The 16846-nt window shown below is 56.6% G+C and carries 14 protein-coding genes; 6 read left to right on the top strand and 8 right to left on the bottom strand.

The window, feature by feature from the left end; genetic code table 11:
- Position 1: 1 nt before the first annotated feature.
- Together WG31_RS04250 and WG31_RS04245 are read left to right on the top strand one after the other, a co-directional pair.
- Positions 2-343: a DUF1491 family protein gene (locus tag WG31_RS04250; RefSeq protein WP_006116245.1), complete on the top strand. Its 342-nt coding sequence runs from the start codon at positions 2-4 to the stop codon at positions 341-343.
- Between the two features lie 129 nt (positions 344-472).
- Positions 473-1708 (top strand): OmpA family protein, encoded by a 1236-nt coding sequence (locus WG31_RS04245; RefSeq protein WP_170315302.1) that lies wholly within the window; start codon positions 473-475, stop codon positions 1706-1708.
- 104 nt (positions 1709-1812) lie between these two features.
- Here the strand turns inward: WG31_RS04245 and cysK are convergent, their stop codons facing one another.
- Complete coding sequence (gene cysK / locus WG31_RS04240; RefSeq protein WP_167348732.1) at positions 1813-2814, bottom strand: cysteine synthase A; 1002 nt, start codon at positions 2812-2814, stop codon at positions 1813-1815.
- A gap of 138 nt (positions 2815-2952) precedes the next feature.
- Between cysK and WG31_RS04235 the strand changes: the two genes are divergently transcribed.
- Positions 2953-3402, top strand: a complete 450-nt coding sequence (locus tag WG31_RS04235; protein WP_006116249.1) for an RrF2 family transcriptional regulator — start codon at positions 2953-2955, stop codon at positions 3400-3402.
- A 126-nt stretch (positions 3403-3528) separates the two neighbouring features.
- Here the strand turns inward: WG31_RS04235 and WG31_RS04230 are convergent, their stop codons facing one another.
- Entirely contained in the window at positions 3529-4056 is a 528-nt protein-coding gene (locus WG31_RS04230) for an Ig-like domain-containing protein (protein WP_035354042.1), read from the bottom strand.
- A 387-nt stretch (positions 4057-4443) separates the two neighbouring features.
- Here WG31_RS04230 and WG31_RS04225 point away from each other — a divergent pair, with 387 nt between their 5' ends.
- From WG31_RS04225 to WG31_RS04215, 3 genes are all read left to right on the top strand, one after another.
- The gene (locus WG31_RS04225; RefSeq protein WP_035354045.1) at positions 4444-4968 is read left to right on the top strand and encodes a hypothetical protein; all 525 of its coding nucleotides are present in this window, start codon (positions 4444-4446) and stop codon (positions 4966-4968) included.
- Positions 4969-5073: 105 nt separating this feature from the next.
- The gene (gene parE, locus WG31_RS04220; protein ID WP_006116253.1) at positions 5074-7113 is read left to right on the top strand and encodes a DNA topoisomerase IV subunit B; all 2040 of its coding nucleotides are present in this window, start codon (positions 5074-5076) and stop codon (positions 7111-7113) included.
- 66 nt (positions 7114-7179) lie between these two features.
- On the top strand, positions 7180-8100 hold the full coding sequence (locus tag WG31_RS04215; RefSeq protein ID WP_063353735.1) for an EamA family transporter: 921 nt from the start codon (positions 7180-7182) through the stop codon (positions 8098-8100).
- 25 nt (positions 8101-8125) lie between these two features.
- On the opposite strand, the gene WG31_RS04210 is transcribed toward WG31_RS04215, so the two are convergent.
- The 6 genes from WG31_RS04210 to WG31_RS04185 form a co-directional block, all read right to left on the bottom strand.
- The gene (locus WG31_RS04210) at positions 8126-9643 is read right to left on the bottom strand and encodes a complex I subunit 4 family protein (protein WP_063353734.1); all 1518 of its coding nucleotides are present in this window, start codon (positions 9641-9643) and stop codon (positions 8126-8128) included.
- Between the two features lie 118 nt (positions 9644-9761).
- Positions 9762-11702 carry a DNA mismatch repair endonuclease MutL gene (mutL, locus tag WG31_RS04205; protein WP_082823128.1) on the bottom strand — a complete coding sequence of 647 codons (1941 nt, stop codon included), beginning with the start codon at positions 11700-11702 and terminating at the stop codon, positions 9762-9764.
- Between the two features lie 17 nt (positions 11703-11719).
- A complete protein-coding gene (locus WG31_RS04200; RefSeq protein ID WP_019089721.1) occupies positions 11720-12250 on the bottom strand; it encodes a DUF3035 domain-containing protein in 531 nt (176 codons plus the stop codon).
- Positions 12251-12296: 46 nt separating this feature from the next.
- A complete protein-coding gene (lspA, locus tag WG31_RS04195; RefSeq protein WP_082823127.1) occupies positions 12297-12812 on the bottom strand; it encodes a signal peptidase II in 516 nt (171 codons plus the stop codon).
- A complete protein-coding gene (ileS, locus tag WG31_RS04190; protein ID WP_063353732.1) occupies positions 12809-15724 on the bottom strand; it encodes an isoleucine--tRNA ligase in 2916 nt (971 codons plus the stop codon). Before ileS ends, lspA begins: the two co-directional genes overlap by 4 nt.
- 172 nt (positions 15725-15896) lie before the next feature.
- Positions 15897-16844 carry a bifunctional riboflavin kinase/FAD synthetase gene (locus tag WG31_RS04185; protein WP_006116263.1) on the bottom strand — a complete coding sequence of 316 codons (948 nt, stop codon included), beginning with the start codon at positions 16842-16844 and terminating at the stop codon, positions 15897-15899.
- Positions 16845-16846 lie beyond the last annotated feature (2 nt).

The following is a 16846-nucleotide window of genomic DNA, read 5'->3' as shown; positions in this document are numbered from 1 at the left end:
TATGGCACCCCCACCCCGCCTTAAAACCGATATCATGGCCCGCGCCATACTCCGCCAAAGCGGGCAAGATGGCCGTTCCGCCATGCTTTTGCGCAAGGGAGACCCAGATGCAGGTGGCATTCTGGTGGTGTTGGCGGCGCGCAACGGTTGTGGCGTGGTTTTAAGCCAGACCCGTACACCAGAAGGTGAACCCGCATGGCTGCGTGCAACAGGTAATACGCCTGTTGATGCGGAACAGATTCAGAAGTTTATAGAACGTCAGGTTAAGTTTGACCCCGACTTATGGGTTCTGGAAATTGAATCGGACAGCTTCAGCCCTTCGTTTGAAGCAATACTGCTCTGATACAATTTGCTTAATTGTGGCTTATCGCACACGCCTGCGGCATTTATTACACATAAAACCCGTCTGTTTGTGTCAACTGGCCGTTCTACCTGTTGCACACTGGGCAACTTTACAGCAAAGAAGGCAAGCATGTGTGCCTTCGTACTATTAGATGCGATGCCGGACGTATCGCGCGACTACTGCCATAGCAGGGAGAAGACCATGAAGCCGCGCCAGAAATTGCTTGCGCAAACGCTGCTTTCTGCGCCGCTGGCCGCGGGGCTTCTGTTGTGTGCTGCCGTAACCGCAAAAGCCCAGCCTGTGCAGGGGCTTTATATCGCGGGTGAAGGTGGTGCTACCTTTAACCAGGATCAGCGCGTACGTACGTCCGCACAGTTTCCTGATGGGCGAGACCGCTGGCGCACTGGCGCTGCGGGTATTGGCTCCATCGGTTGGGGCTTGGGCAACGGCTTTCGTGTGGAAGTTGAAGGTGATTACCGCAGCATGGGCTACCAGCGGTTTGTTACCAACACCTTCAACAGCCGTGCAGATGGCCGCCGCCAGACTTATGGCGTTATGGCCAATGCCCTGTTTGATCTGGATGTCGGCAAGCCGTGGCTGTTTCCGTATTTTGGGGCCGGTATTGGCTATGGCTGGACCGCCATGCGCACATCCGTAACCGCACCGGGCAACCAGCTTGCAGAAAAAATGGGCGGCACGTTTGGCAATTTTGCCTATCAGGGCATTTTTGGCCTCGCCTTCCCCATTCCGTGGGTTGTTGGGCTATCTGCCACAGCGGAATATCGGTTCTGGACAATGCTTGGCCCGCAATCTCATGGCGCAACGTCATGGGGCACTATTGGCGGCACTATCAACAGCATCAACCAGACGCACCCGTATCAGTTCTCTAGCGGGCATCACGATACCAAAACCGATTTTAACCACACCCTCATGCTGGGGCTGCGGTATGAATTTAATCCGGCCCCACCCCCACCACCGCCAGCACCTACTATGGCCGCACCAGCCCCAGCGGCTGCCCGCAGCTATCTGGTGTTCTTTGATTGGGATAAATCCGATCTTACAGACCGGGCACGTTCCATTGTTGGCGTAGCAGCGCAGGCAGCCGCCCATGTGGCGCTTACCCGCATTACGGTTTCTGGCTATACGGATAACTCCTCTGCCCACCCTGGCCAGAAAGCTGGTGAAGAATATAATATGCGGCTCTCGCTCCGCCGTGCAGAAGTGGTGAAAGCCGAACTGATGCGTGACGGCGTACCGGGCACCACCATTGATATTCATGGATATGGTGAAACACATCCGCTGGTCACAACAGGCCCCAACACCAAGGAAGCCCAAAACCGGCGCGTGGAAATTATTTTCCGCTAAACGATCTGCTTCAGCTTTACAGCTTCAAAAAAAGCCCGTTGGCCATATGGCCGAACGGGCTTTTTTGTGGCTACCGGGCCAAATCTGACCTCTGAGAACCGACCTTACAGGCCGGTAAACAGAGGGGTGGACAGGTAGCGTTCAGCAAAGGAAGGCGCAATGGCTACAATGGTTTTACCTTTGTATTCATCCTGCACAGCCAGTTGTAACGCTGCGTGCAAAGATGCCCCAGAGGAAATACCTACCGGAATACCATCCAAACGGGCGCAACGGCGCGCCGCCGCAATGGCCTCACGCTCTGAAACAGTGATGACACCATCCAGCAGCTTTGTATTCAGCGTGGCGGGGCAAAAACCGGGGCCAATACCCTGAATACCGTGGGGGCCGGGTTCATCACCATTCAGAATCGCACTTTCCGCCGGTTCTACACCAAAAACCTGTAGCGTATTGCAGCGGGGTTTGAGGGCTTCTGCAATGCCGGTGGCCGTGCCGCCAGTGCCAACACCGGCCACAACCACATCCACCTTGCCTGCGGTATCTACCCAGATTTCCTCGGCCGTGGTGGCGGCATGTACTGCGGGGTTTGCCGGATTATCAAACTGATCTGGCATCCACGCATCTGGGGTTTCGTTCAGAATTTCGTTTGCGCGGGCAATGGCCCCGGCCATCCCCAAACGTGCGGGCGTAAGCTCTACCTGCGCATCCATCAGGCGCAGCATACGCCGCCGCTCAATAGAGGCCCCTTCTGGCATGGTTACAATCAGCCTATAGCCCCGTGCAGCAGCTACAAACGCCAGAGAAATGCCCGTATTGCCCGAAGTGGGTTCTACCAGCAAAGTACGGCCCGGTGTAATCAGGCCCTTGCGTTCAGCATCCAGCACCATGGCGGTGCCGATCCTGTCTTTTACAGAACCAAGCGGGTTAAAAAACTCCAGCTTCAGCAGTACGCGGGCTTTCAGCTCATCTTCCTGTGTCAACCGTGGCAACGCAACAAGCGGCGTGCCCCCCACCAAATTAAGGACAGACTCGTAAACCTGCCCTCTGGGTGCAGCAAAGCCGTAATCCGCTTTTTCCTGCGTTGATGCTGCCATTAGAAGTTCTCCCATGTCTGTTTTACAATTCTCAGACCCATATAATACGAATTTATAGCGTAGATAAACCATATCTGTGCTGCTATACTGAACATAAGATCTGGAAATAAAACATCATCAACCATACCCCAACCAAGACAGGGACTGTTTTGCATGATCCTCCGTCGTGATAGAGCCATGACCGCCGTTCTTATTATGCTGGATGTTGCGTTTCACGCCGGGCGTTCCGGCACGGTAAGTGCTGCTGATATTGCAGAACGCTCCGAACTGGCGCGGCGTGGCATAGAACCACTGCTTCAGGCTCTTTCTCGTTCTGGTTTGCTGGAAAGCATTCGTGGCCCACGTGGGGGCTATCGGCTTGGCCGCCCCCGGCGCGATATTGCCTTGGTGGATATTATTGAAGCCGTGCTGAACACAGATACCGATGCCAATGATGGCCCGCAGGGTGCGCTTTTCCAGAAAGTTCTGGCCCCGTGTTGGGATAAATTTGATCAGAAGCTCATCACGCAGATGGGCAAAACCACACTGGATGATCTGGTTAAACAGGCAGAATCCGCAGGGCTGAAGCGCCCATTGGCTGAGCCTATTACATTTTCCATTTAGTTTTTATCTTGCCCATCTTGCTGCCGGGTTTTGCCCGGCACATCAGAGCATAAAAAAAACGGTGCTCCATTTCTGGAACACCGCTTTTTTTAATTCTATCACCCAAAAACTGGGTAGCAGGCCAAATTAACGCTTACGCGTAACAGCCTTACGCACCACTGCTTTCTTTTTAGGAGCTTCTGCGGCAGGTGCCGTTACAGCCGCGTGCGGAATAACCACACCCGTTGCATCTACCTGCGCCGTCACTGTCAGGCGTGTGCGCTGCTGACCGGGGCCGGGAATAAGGATAACCGTAAACTTATCCTGCCCAGCATAGCCCAGTGTGGGGGTGTAGGTAACATGCGTATCGCTATCCAGCGTGTACAGGAACGCCTTGCCGTGCTCTGGCGCAGGAGAAACCCCAAAGGATGCATACGCCTTGCCACCGGGCTGATCTACCAGCACTTCACACAGACCATCATCAGACCGCACGGTCATGGTGGTGGAAAGTGAGCCATCAGCCTCTTTCTTGATAGGCGTTGTGCTGCACACGGCAGACTTTTTAAGGTACCCAAAGGGATTGGGGGACCCGATATGAATAGGGCCGCCCGTTGTTGCACAGCCGGCAAGCATCCCACCAGTTAGCGCCAAACCGGCAATTCCTCGTAAGCGCACTCGACAGCTCCGCTTCTGTTGTATCAATTAAACTTGCAATCTCTTCTGCACGCTTCGGGGCTGAATGGAAAGAGGCCCAAACCGGGCATCTGCCCCTACCCACAAAGCATGATTCGCATTTGCCTTTAAAACATCCCGCAGCAGGAAGGAAGAGGCATACAGCACACGTTGGCAGCTTGTGGCGTATCAACATCCACACAACTGCGCGAAAACATCTTTTAACCGCAAATATTCTGCTAAACAGAGCGGCCTATTTTTCCAACTTTTACGCCAAAATAACATGCTGGTTTATCCGCAACCACCAAAGCAGGCAGAGGGTATGAAAAAATACCAGTTTCTTTCTTGCGTGAATGCGGTATTCCCTTTCCAGCATCTGTCGGAGGTACTATGTCCTTTTCCCGTTTCCTTGCCGCGGGGGTTCTTGCCGCGGGCGTTCTGCACAGCTCGGCTTCCTTTGCCGCCAGCGAATGTGGCCACTCCCCTGCGCACGAAGCCTTTAACGTGCAGGGCCTAAAAAGCGAACTAATGGTTACCGCACTGTCTTGCGGTGCGCAGGATCGCTACAACGCATTCGTGGCCAAGTTTCGCACCACCCTCCTGCGGGAAGAAGAACGCCTGAACGGCTACTTCCGCACCACCTATGGCCGCCGTGCCCAGCAGGAGCATGATGATTACATCACGCAGTTGGCCAACGTGCAGTCTGAACGTGGCCTGCAGTCTGGCACCATTTTCTGCCAGCAGCGCCTTGCCATGTTTGATGAAGTGAATGCACTGGAAAGCGGGGAAGATCTTTCCAGCTACTCCGATGCCAAGGACGTCACGCAGCCTGCTTCCTTTGAAACATGCGCAGCGCCTTCTGCTTCCCGTTCTACGCACACCACAACGCGCCGCCGTACCACACGCCGCGCATAAAAAGCCCGCTGGTAAGGGGGCTTTGGCTAGGAAGCAGTTAAAAGCTTGCCGCCCCCTCACCACTACGCTTGACGAATCAGCGCCAACGCGGGACAGATTTCTCGCATGAGCGATCTGTTTTCCAATACCCCGCCAGCCCGCAAATCCTCCACCGGCAAATCCCGCGATGCCAAGCCGGGAACGCAGGCAGACTCTGCACAGGCCTATGATGCCAGCGCCATTGAGGTTCTGGAGGGGCTGGAACCCGTACGCCGCCGCCCCGGCATGTATATTGGCGGTACGGATGAAAGTGCGCTGCACCATCTGGCAGCGGAAATTCTTGATAACGCCATGGATGAAGCCGTGGCGGGCCATGCCAACACCATTGATGTGCGGCTGGATACAGAAAACCGCCTGACCATTCGGGATAACGGGCGCGGTATTCCGGTAGACCCGCACCCGCGCTTTCCCGATCGTTCTGCGCTGGAAGTTATTCTTACAACCCTGCATGCCGGGGGTAAGTTTTCTGGCAAGGCTTACGCTACATCTGGCGGTTTGCACGGGGTTGGTTCTTCCGTGGTGAATGCGCTTTCCACCCGCATGGAAGTGGAAATTGCGCGTGATCGCACCGTATGGAAACAGGTGTACGAACGCGGTAAACCCGTAACAAAGCTGGAAAAAGTAGGCGCAGCGCCCAACCGACGCGGCACGCAAATCAGCTTTCAACCTGATCCTGAAATTTTTGGCACACATGTATTTGTGCCTGCCCGCCTTTACCGGCTCTGCCGCTCCAAGGCGTTTCTGTTCCGTGGTGTCACTATCCGCTGGTCGTGCGATCCTGCGCTGATCAAGACAGGAGATGAAACACCCGCAGAAGCCACCCTACACTTCCCCGGTGGGTTGGCAGACAGCCTTACGGATGAGCTTGGCCCCAAGGCCCCACTCCTTACCCCTCTGTGGGCTGGCGAGGCACCTCTGCCGCCAGCAGCAGACGGCACAGATAACGGCAAGGTGGAATGGGCCGTGGCGTTTTTAGAAAACGGCTCGGCCTCTCTGGTGTCTTACTGTAACACCATCCCCACCCCGCAAGGCGGCACACATGAAACCGGCTTCCGCAACGCGCTGGTAAAAGGCCTGCGCGCGTGGGGAGACCAACGCTCCATCAAAAAAGCCTCTGCCATTACCGCAGAAGATGTGCTGGGCATGAGCGCAGGTCGGCTTTCCGTGTTTATTCGTGATCCGCAATTTCAGGGCCAGACCAAGGAAAAACTCACCTCATCCACCGCCAGCAAGCTGGTGGAAACGGCTTTGCGAGACAGGTTTGACCACTGGCTGGCGCAAAACCCGCCACAAGCCGATACGCTGCTAGGCTTTGCCATAGAACGGGCAGAGGAACGCCTACGCCGTAAGGAGCAAAAAGAAACACCGCGCAAAAGTGCAACGCGCCGCCTGCGCCTGCCCGGCAAGCTGACAGATTGCACCAAGGAGTTTGCCCCGGATACAGAAATCTTTCTGGTGGAGGGCGACTCGGCTGGTGGTTCTGCCAAACAGGCCCGTAACCGTGAAACACAGGCTGTTTTGCCCTTGCGCGGTAAAATTCTAAACGTTGCCAGCGCCACGGCAGAAAAATTGCGCGGGAATCAGGAACTGCGCGATCTGATTGAAGCATTAGGCTGTGGATCGGGCGATAGATTCGATCTTTCCAAACTGCGCTATGGCCGCGTGATTATCATGACCGATGCAGACGTGGATGGCGCGCACATTGCCTCGCTGCTCATGACATTCTTTTACCGTGAGCTGCCAGAGCTTATCCGCAACGGGCACCTGTATCTGGCCCAGCCCCCGCTCTACCGCCTGACACAAGGCGCGAAATCGGTTTACGCCATGGATGATGCAGACCGTGACCGCAAAATGAAAACCGAGTTCAAGGCGCGTGGCAAAATAGATGTGTCCCGCTTTAAAGGGCTGGGGGAAATGCCGCCGGGGGATCTAAAACAAACAACAATGGACCCCAAACGCCGCACGCTGCTGCGCGTGATCACCCCGCAGGAAGACAGGCTGGCAACACGCCAGCGGGTGGAAAGCCTGATGGGCCGTAAGCCAGAACTGCGCTTTGCCTTTATTCAGGAACACGCAAGCACAGTGGATGATCTGCTAGATGTTTAACCCGCTCTCCTACATGGTAGGCGGCCCGTATGGCTTGGGGCTTGCACATCTGCCACATGGGCGTGCATGACAGCAGCCCCTTCTTCTGCCTCTCTGCCCCTTCGCACACGCCTGCTGGCTTTATCCCAATTGTTAACCAGCATGGTGTGCATTCAGTTTGGCTCTTCCCTCGCCAAATCCATTTTTCCGGTATTTGGCACATCTGGCGTTGTGGGCCTGCGCGTCTGCCTGGCAGCATTTATGCTGGTGCCGTTTTTTAGAAGCTGGAGGTTTCTGTCCGTCCATGTTCTGCGGTTGGTCATCCCTTACGGGTTGGCCATGACAGGCATGAACCTCTGCTTTTATCTGGCGCTCCAACACATTCCACTGGGCACAACTGTTACATTGGAATTTATTGGCCCACTTGTTGTGGCTTTTGTGGGCTCTCGCAAGCTGTCTGATATTGGCTGGATTCTGCTTACCGTGTTGGGGCTGGCACTTGTGCTCAACCCATCTGCATCCACCAAAACCGATTTTGCAGGTGTGGGCTTTGCCCTCATGGCTGCGCTGTGCTGGGCGCTTTACATTCTGTTTGGGCAGCGTGTGGCTGGTAAGGTGCCGGGGGCACATGCCTGCGCACTGGGCATGGCATGCGGTGCCTGCGTTGTCTTTTTGCCCTGCTTTGTGCCTGCGCTGATTATCGGCTTTTCAGCCCCTGCCATGTTGGGGCTGGGCGTTTTGGTGGCATTCTGTTCTTCGGCCCTACCCTATTCTCTGGAAATGCTGGCCATGCAGAACTTGAATGCCCGCGATATCGGCATTCTCAGCAGTCTGGAACCTGTATGCGCAACCGTGGCGGGAGCGGTCATCCTGCATGAAACGCCCTCTCTACTTCAGCTTTGCGGAATTTTGTGCGTGGTTGCAGCCTCGGCTGGCATTATTCTCAGCCCCAGCAAACCCAAACAAAAGGCAGTTCCAGCACGAGATGTGCCAGAACTGCCCAACTAAAAACCTGAGCGTGTTTTAAGCCCTATTAGCGGGCGGCCACATGCAAAACAGTATGGCCAGTGGCTGAAGCCACATTGGCAGCGCTACCGTGAATGGCCTGCATGATCACGGGGTCAAACAACCGGGTAAAGCTGCCCGGATGCACACCCATCCACAATGTTACGATAGCCAATGGGGCCAGCACGGCAATTTCTGCGGCGGTTAGATCTCGCAGAAGGCTTACCGTGCCTTTTACGCCGCCAAACAGCACCCGCCGATACAGTGAGAGCATGTAAACCGCGCCCATAATCATGGTGCTACCTGCCAGCAGCGCCACCCAGAAGGAAACATGCACAGCGCCCATAAGCACCAACAATTCCCCAACAAAGGACCCGGTGCCCGGCAGCCCTACATTGGCCATTGTAAACAACATGGCCAACAGCGCCAGCACCGGCATCTGGCGCGCAACACCGCCCAGTGCATCAATCTGCTGGGTTTCTGCCCGCCATGCCACCGCTGCCACGCAGAAGAAGAGCGCTGCGATCACCACCCCATGAGAGAGCATCTGAAAGATTGCGCCATCAATACCTTCTGCCGTGAGCGTAAACAGCCCCACGGCAATCATGCCCATATGGGAAAAGGAGGAATACGCAATCACGCGCTTCATGTCTGTTTGGGCAAAGGCCACAAAGGCTGCGTAAATAATAGCCACAACACCAAGAGCCAGCACATACGGCGCAAACAGACGCACTGCATCGGGGAACATCAGCACCCCAAAGCGTAACAGCCCATAAGCGCCGGTTTTGGAAAGCACGCCAGATAGCATGGCCGAAGCTGGCGTTGGGGCCTCGGAATAAGCATCTGGCAGCCACGCGTGCAGCGGAAACAGCGGTAGTTTGACACCAAAAGCCAGCAGGAAAGCCAGCAGCAACCACCCCTGCAAGGGCTGGGAAAAACCTGCGTGCATGAGGGCTGGAATATCCGTGGTGCCTGTTTGCAGCCACATGGTGATAAGCCCCACCAGCATGAACAGCGAGCCACCAAACGTAAACAGAAAGAACTGAAGCGAGGCCCAAACGCGCTTTGGCCCACCCCAAACGCCAATCATCAGGCTACCGGGGATAAGCGTTGCTTCGTAAAACACGTAAAACAGTAGCATATCCTGGGCAGAAAACAGGCCGAACAAGGCTGTTTCCAACGCCAACATGGCAGCTACAAACTGCCGCCCCTGTGTTTGCACGCTACGCCAGCCTGCCCCTAACGCCAATGGGGTTAAAAACGCTGTTAGCAGAATAAACACCAAGCTGATGCCATCCACCCCCGTATGGTAGGAAATACCGTAATCCCCCATCCAGCGCAGGCGTGTTTCAAATTGCAGGCCGGGCTGAGTGGGATCAAACTCCAGCCACATCAGCACGCTAAGGCCAAGGGTGATCAGGCTGCTCCACAGCCCAACCCACCGGGCTGTACTATCTTGCTGCTCTGGCCTGCCGGGGGCAAAAAATGCCACCAACGCCGCAACAAGAGGAAGATAGGTTATGAGCGAAAGCAGGATGGGCTGCACGGCATCACCACCATTCAGGTTACATGAAGATGCTGCAAACCTGCTCTTTTTTGCGGGCTGACACCAGCAGGTGGGCGTTCACGTTCAGCCGATCACACCACGCAGAACAGCCATATTCTTAACGGCGGCCAAACAACTTTTCGAGATCAGCCTTGCTCAGCTTCAAACACGTGGGCCGCCCGTGTGAGCATGTGCCTGCGCGGGGTGTTTCTTCCATCTGGCGGAGCAGCGCGTTCATTTCCTCCACGCTCAGCCTGCGCCCGGCCCGAATACTACCGTGGCAGGCCATGCGGGCAATAACGGCATCTAACCGTCCATCAAGCGCGGCCATTTCATCTGGCGCACCGTTTTCATCCGCTTCCAACTCATCTGCCAGATCACGCAGTAGGTTTACGGCATCGCTACTGCGCAGCATGGCGGGCAAGGCTCTTACCAAAACGGAGTCGCCGCCAAAGGCTTCAATTTCCACACCCAGTTTTTCCAGCGTGGGCTGGCGTGCCAACAGCAGTTCCACTTGCACACGGGGCAGATCCACCACATCGGGCACCAACAAACGCTGCGCCTGCACATGCCCGCTTAAAAACTGCGCCCGCAAACGCTCATGCGTTAGCCGCTCATGCGCTGCGTGCTGATCCACCAGCACCAAACTGCCATCTGCCGCTACGGCCAGAATATATGTGTCCAACACCTGCGCAATTGCCGCACCCAAGGGGTGATCTGCTGCTACTGATGGCCCAGAGGCCCCATCCATCACATATGATGATGCAGCTTGCCCGGTTGTTGGCGTGTTGACTGCTGAGGCATCCCACCCAGCGCTGGGAGAAGACATGGCAACAGGCGGTAAAGTTCTGGCGGCCGGGGCATCACCAAACTGCAACCGGCCTTCTGCAAAACGCACACCTTCTGGCGTTGGGGTATGAAACGCGGGAGCAGGAACAGGCGGCGCAGCCCCTTTTTCTGGCGGATACCAAATACGGGCTTGCCGTGGTGCAGAAGAAAGCACAGGCCGCACGCCCACACTGCCAGCCCCGTGCTCTAACGCACGCTGAATGGTGCCAATAACCAAGGAGCGCACGCCTGCTTCATCCGCAAAGCGCAATTCTGTTTTAGCAGGGTGCACGTTTACATCCACCCGATCGGGCGGCACCGTAAGCATAATTGCCACCACGGGGTGCCTGCCGGGTTCGATCACACGCCTATAGGCCACGCGCACGGCGGTTTTAAGCACTGGGTCCACCACAGGGCGGCCATTCACCAGCATGAACTGCCCATTAGCCGTGGAACGATGCACTGATGGCGGGCAGATAAATCCGCTTAGGGTCATACCATCGCGTTCCCCAGAAATTTCCAGAAAACCATCGGCCTCGCTGGCATCCAACAAGGCAGCAGAGCGGGCAGCCATATCCTGCGCGGGCAGATCAAATAGCACGCGCTCATCCAGCACAAAGCGAAAGGCCGTTTGCGGCACAGCCAAGGCCAGACGCCGCACCACGTTTTCAGCGTGTCGGCCTTCTACGCGCGCGCTTTTCAGAAATTTGCGGCGGGCAGGCGTGGCAAAAAACAGGTCTTCCACCACCACGCTGGTACCCGGTGCTCCGGCTGCGGGTTCAACGGGGGAAACCTTGCCGCCTTCTACCCTAATCCGCCACGCGCCGCTTTCTCCCTTTGGGCGGGAAGTTATGCACAGCCGCGCCGCCGCCCCGATGGAGGGCAAAGCCTCCCCCCGAAAACCGAGCGTGCTGATATGCACCAATGTTTCATCACGCAGTTTGGATGTGCAGTGCCGATCTACCGCCAAAGCCAGATCATCGGCGGACATGCCCACACCATCATCTGTAACGATAATGCGGTCCACCCCCCCGCCCGCGAGAGAAACCTCCAGCCTGCGGGCACCTGCATCTATGGCGTTTTCAACCAGCTCCTTCACTGCTGCGGCGGGGCGTTCTATGACCTCACCCGCAGCAATGCGGTTGACAATAACCTCTGGCAGCCGCCGCACATGGGGCAATGTTTCGGGCTGGTTTGTATCCATACCGGGTTCAGCAAACAGGCCGGACATGCGTCAGACCTTTCCGATCAGAACAGACCGGAGCCTTTGGGGTGCTGTGTAGGTGTAACGCCTTTGGTGGGTGAATTGCCCAAGGCCGCATTGGTTTTCAGGCGGCGGTTTTCTCCATCCGCATCCACTACGCCCCCGGCCTTGCCGCCTTTCCAGAACATCAGTTCCTGCACAAAGCCCGAACCGGCTTCACCCAGTTCTCCCCGGTCTGGCGCATCCGATGCCTCTGTGGCTTCATTCACCAAAATGGTCTGGCCTTCACTGGTATCACCATTTGTGCCGCGCAGCGCCACATCGGGGGAAAGTGTTTCCAGCGCCTGCAGGCGTTCACTTTCATCCTGCCTGCGATCATCACCCTTTGAAGGCTTTACCAGCTCATCTGATGGCGGCATGGAAAGCGGAGCACGGGTTGTAACCGTGTATTCATCCGGCAGGCTGCGTTCCAGCCCGAAAGCACGGGCGGCTTCGTTTCCTGAGCAGCCACTTAGCAAAAAGCAGCCGCCAAGAAGCAGCAGCGGAGAAATCAGTGTCGAAACACGGCGCGCCATCGTCTGCCTTCCACTCATCCTGAAAAAACACCCAGCCCTTTGGGGGTTACCCGGTTTTTACGTTGTCTTGTTGCTGCCCGCCTGCCAGAAAATTCTGCACCAGCAGCATACATACGGCGCATACTATAGCGGAATCTGCCACGTTGAATACATACCATGACCACCCAAAAGCGTGGGCATGCAGAAAATCCACCACGGCCCCATAGCGCACACGGTCCATAACGTTGCCAATGGCCCCGCCTGTAATGGCCCCAACGCATGCAGCGGTTAGTTTGCTGTGGGTGCGAAAAATCCATACCAGCAGGCCGCAGGCCACGGCCAGCGCAATGGCGGAAAATACAATCCGCCCTGCCCCGCCAAGGCCGCCAAACATGCCAAAAGTAACGGCGTGGTTCCATACCATAGTGAAGTTAAGGAACGGCAGCACTTTAACAGAACCCCGTGCGGGCAGATCCAGCCCGTACAGAATCCAGTATTTACTAAGCTGATCTGCTGAAAGAGTAAGCATCAGCATCAGCAGGCCAAGGCCTGCCGGACGCAGCATGAAGGGGCGAGAACTCACGCGCCCTCCTGCCCTGCGCGTGGGCCGCCCTGTTCTTCCACCACATCGGCGCAGCGCAGGCACAAGCCTGCGTAATCATCCCGCGTGCCGGTTTCTGGCAGGACCTTCCAGCAGCGCACGCATTTTTCACCGTCCGCAACCTGCACAACCGGGGCACCATGCAGCGTACCGCCTTCATCTCCTTCCACGTAAATGGAGGAAGACGTGGGATCCACCACCACATCCACGTGGGAGACAATAGCCAGTTCGCTCCAGTTTACACCAGCAAACAGTGCAGCTTCTTCCTCAGAAAACGTCAGTTCAACCTGCGCCTGAAGGGAAGAGCCAATAATGCCTTCGCGCCGGGCACCTTCAATTTCCGTGGTGATGATACGCCGCACGGAACGGATACGCGCCCAGCGTTCATCCAATGCCGGGTCATTCCATTCTGCTGGTAGTTCAGGAAATGCCTGTTCATGCACGCTCTGGTCTGGCCCAAAGCGGGATGTCCATGCTTCTTCCGCCGTAAACACCAGCACGGGGGCCAACCATGTTGTTAAGCACCGGTGCAGGATATCCAGCACTGTGCGGGCTGCGCGGCGTGTGGGGTCGGAAGGCGCATCGCAATACAGCGCATCCTTACGGATATCAAAGTAGAAAGCAGACAGATCCGTGGTGCAGAACCCATGCAGGGCCGGATACACACCCACCCATTCATGCGTTTCCACCGCGCGCGCAATCAGGCCGCCCAGTTCTGTTAGGCGATGCAGCACCCAGCGTTCCAGCTCTGGTAGTTCAGCATAAGGCACGGCTTCTGCTTCTGTGTAGCCATCCAGCGCACCCAGCAGCCAACGCAACGTGTTGCGCAGGCGGCGGTAAAGTTCACCCTGCTGTTTGAGAATTTCCTTGCCAATGCGCAAATCATCATTGGTATCGGAGTTTACCACCCACAGGCGCAGCACATCTGCACCCAAGCTGTCATTCACATCCTGCGGGGCAATCACGTTGCCGAGGGATTTGGACATTTTGCGGCCTTGTTCATCCAGAACAAAACCGTTGGTAACGACTGCTTTGTAAGGTGAAACCCCGCGCGTGCCGACACTTTCCAGCAGGGAGGACTGGAACCAGCCACGATGCTGGTCTGAGCCTTCCAGATACAGATCAGCAGGAAAGTTCAATCCCGGATGGCCCAGCACGAAGGCGTGGGTGGAGCCACTTTCAAACCACACATCCACAATATCGAACACCTGATCGTAGTCATCCGGGTTCCGATCCGGGCCGAGGAAGCGTGCAGGTTCAGAACTATACCAGGCATCTGCCCCTTCTTCCTGAAAGGCCGCTACCACGCGCTGCATTACATCGGCATCGCGCAGCACTTCGCCAGTGCGTTTTTCAACAAACACGGCAATAGGCACGCCCCATGCGCGCTGGCGGCTAATGCACCAATCTGGCCGGGTGCGGATCATGGATGTTAAGCGGTTGCGTGCCTGTGCAGGCACGAATGTAACATCTTCCAGCGCCTTAAGGGCTTTTTCACGCAGCGAATCTTCACCATCCATGCGGATGAACCACTGCGGCGTGGCACGGTAGATAACCGGAGCGCGGGAACGCCATGAATGCGGATAGGAATGCACAATCTCACCACGCCCCACCAAGCCAGCCGGAGCTGTGCCGTTGGCGTTGGCATGTTCCATCACCGCTTCCAGCGTGGAGCACACAACATCGGCTGCCTTGAACACGTGCGTGCCTGCAAAGCCTGCCACCCACGGAGCATATGTGCCATCGGCCTGCACAACTTCCGGCACTTCCACGCCGTACATGCGGCAAAGCTGGAAATCATCCTCACCATGAGAAGGCGCCATGTGCACAAGGCCAGTACCAGCCTCGGTGGTGACAAATTCACCCGGCAACATGGGCACATCAAAATCATACCCGGCGCCACGCAGCGGATGGGCGCATACAGCCCCCTTCAGCGCGCTACCCGGCAGGGTGTAGAGAATATGGTGCGCGGTAACGTGGGCTTCCTGGCAGAAGGCCTCCACCAACGCTTCGGCCACCAGCACCTTTGCGCCGGGTTCAAGCAATGCGCCCTCACCCGTTTCATCCACCCGCAGCACCACGTAGGTAATTTCTGGCCCATACGCCAAAGCGCGGTTACCGGGGATGGTCCACGGGGTGGTGGTCCAGATCACAACAGACACATCCTCCAGCGCATGGGCTGGCGTGGGGTCTCTTACAACCGGAAAGGCCACCAGAATGGTAGTGGATGTGTGATCGTGATATTCAATTTCGGCTTCGGCCAGAGCGGTTTTTTCAACCGGGCTCCACATAACGGGGCGCAGGCCACGATACAGCCGCCCGTTAAGCAGGAACTTGCCAATTTCATTTACAATGGCTGCTTCGGATGAGAAATCCATGGTGGCATAGCGGTTCTGCCATTCCGCCTGCACACCAAGCCGCTGGAACTCCTGCATCTGGATATTCAGCCACTCACCCGCATAAGCCCGGCATTCAGCACGGAATTCCAGCACAGGCACGGAATCCTTGTCTTTCTTTGCCTTGCGGTATTTTTCTTCCACCTTCCATTCAATCGGAAGGCCGTGGCAATCCCACCCCGGCACATAGCGCACGCCATAACCGGACATGCGATGCGCACGATTGATCACATCCTTGTTGATCTTGTTCATGGCATGGCCAATGTGCAGGTGACCATTGGCGTATGGGGGGCCATCATGCAACGTAAAGGCAGGCCGCCCTTCCGCCTGCTGTTTCAGCCGCGCATCCAGCCCGGTTTCTGCCCACTTTTTCAGCCACTGAGGTTCCTGCTTTGGCAGGCCTCCGCGCATGGGGAAAGAGGTACGGGGCAGGAACACCGTATCACGATACAGATCGGCGGGGGATTGGGTGTCCTGGTCGCTGCTGGATGTGGTCATGAGCGGGCGATGTCACTTCAGTTCGGGTTCATGGTCTGGCCCCGCATATGCTGGTCAAACCATCTTGCATTCAGGCTCTTATCAAAAAGGACAAGCGCAGGGTCAAGCATGAACGGCCACATTGCAGCCGCAAAATATATTCTGCCCCATCTGCCTGCGCTTTTATAGAGGGTTATATGCCTGCCAGTTCGGCGTTCAGAACCATGCGTGCCTGCTGCGCATCCTGCGCAATCTGGGCTTTGAGTTCATCCAGCCCGGCAAAACGCTGTTCTGGCCGCAACATTTTGTGCAACGCCACAGAAAGCGTTTGGCCGTATAGATCACCGTCAAAGTCAAACAGGTTCACTTCTACGCGGCTTTCCTGCCCATCGTTAATGGTGGGCCTGCGGCCAATATTGGCCACGCCGGGCCGCGTATAGCCGCCGGGCAGGCGCACCGTTACGGCGTAAACCCCACGTGCAGGCTCTAAATGCCGCCCAAGCGGGATGTTGGCTGTCGGGAAGCCCAGCAAACGCCCGCGCTTATCACCATGCTGCACTTGGCCACGAATAAACCACGGACGACCAAGCTCTTCCGTAGCACGTTCGGGGTATCCTTCCTGCAACAGCCGCCGGATACGGGTGGAGGAATACGGCCCGGCGGCATCTGCCAATGCGGGCACGGATGTAAAGCCCATGCCTAGCTCGCCCGTGCGTTCGGCCAAGAACGTAACATCGCCCCCACGGCGATACCCGAATGCAAAATCTGGCCCACAAGCAACGTGGCGCAGGCACAGGGCATCGTGCAGCACGTCTTCTACAAACCGCTCCGCCGTCATGCGGGAAAATGCTTCATCAAACCCGATCTGGAATACATGCTGCACACCTAACGCCTGTAGGGCGGCAAAGCGCTCATCCGGCAAGCTCAGGCGGAATGGTGGATCCTGCGGGCGAAAGAGTTCTCGCGGGTGGGGTTCAAACGTTACCACCGCCAAGGGCAGATCTGGCCGGGCCGCGTGGGTGGAATGAACCAGATGGGCGTGGCCCAGATGCACACCATCAAAATTGCCAAGTGCTGCCGCACAGCCGTGCGCTTCTGGCGGAATATCCCGCCAGTTTGTGTGCAACTGTGCTTTCAGCACTT

Origin of the sequence: Acetobacter oryzifermentans (assembly GCF_001628715.1) — a bacterium.
In the GTDB taxonomy this organism is placed as follows: domain Bacteria; phylum Pseudomonadota; class Alphaproteobacteria; order Acetobacterales; family Acetobacteraceae; genus Acetobacter; species Acetobacter oryzifermentans.
Note: the sequence above shows the minus strand (reverse complement) of the source record. Positions and strands in the feature narration are given on the sequence as shown.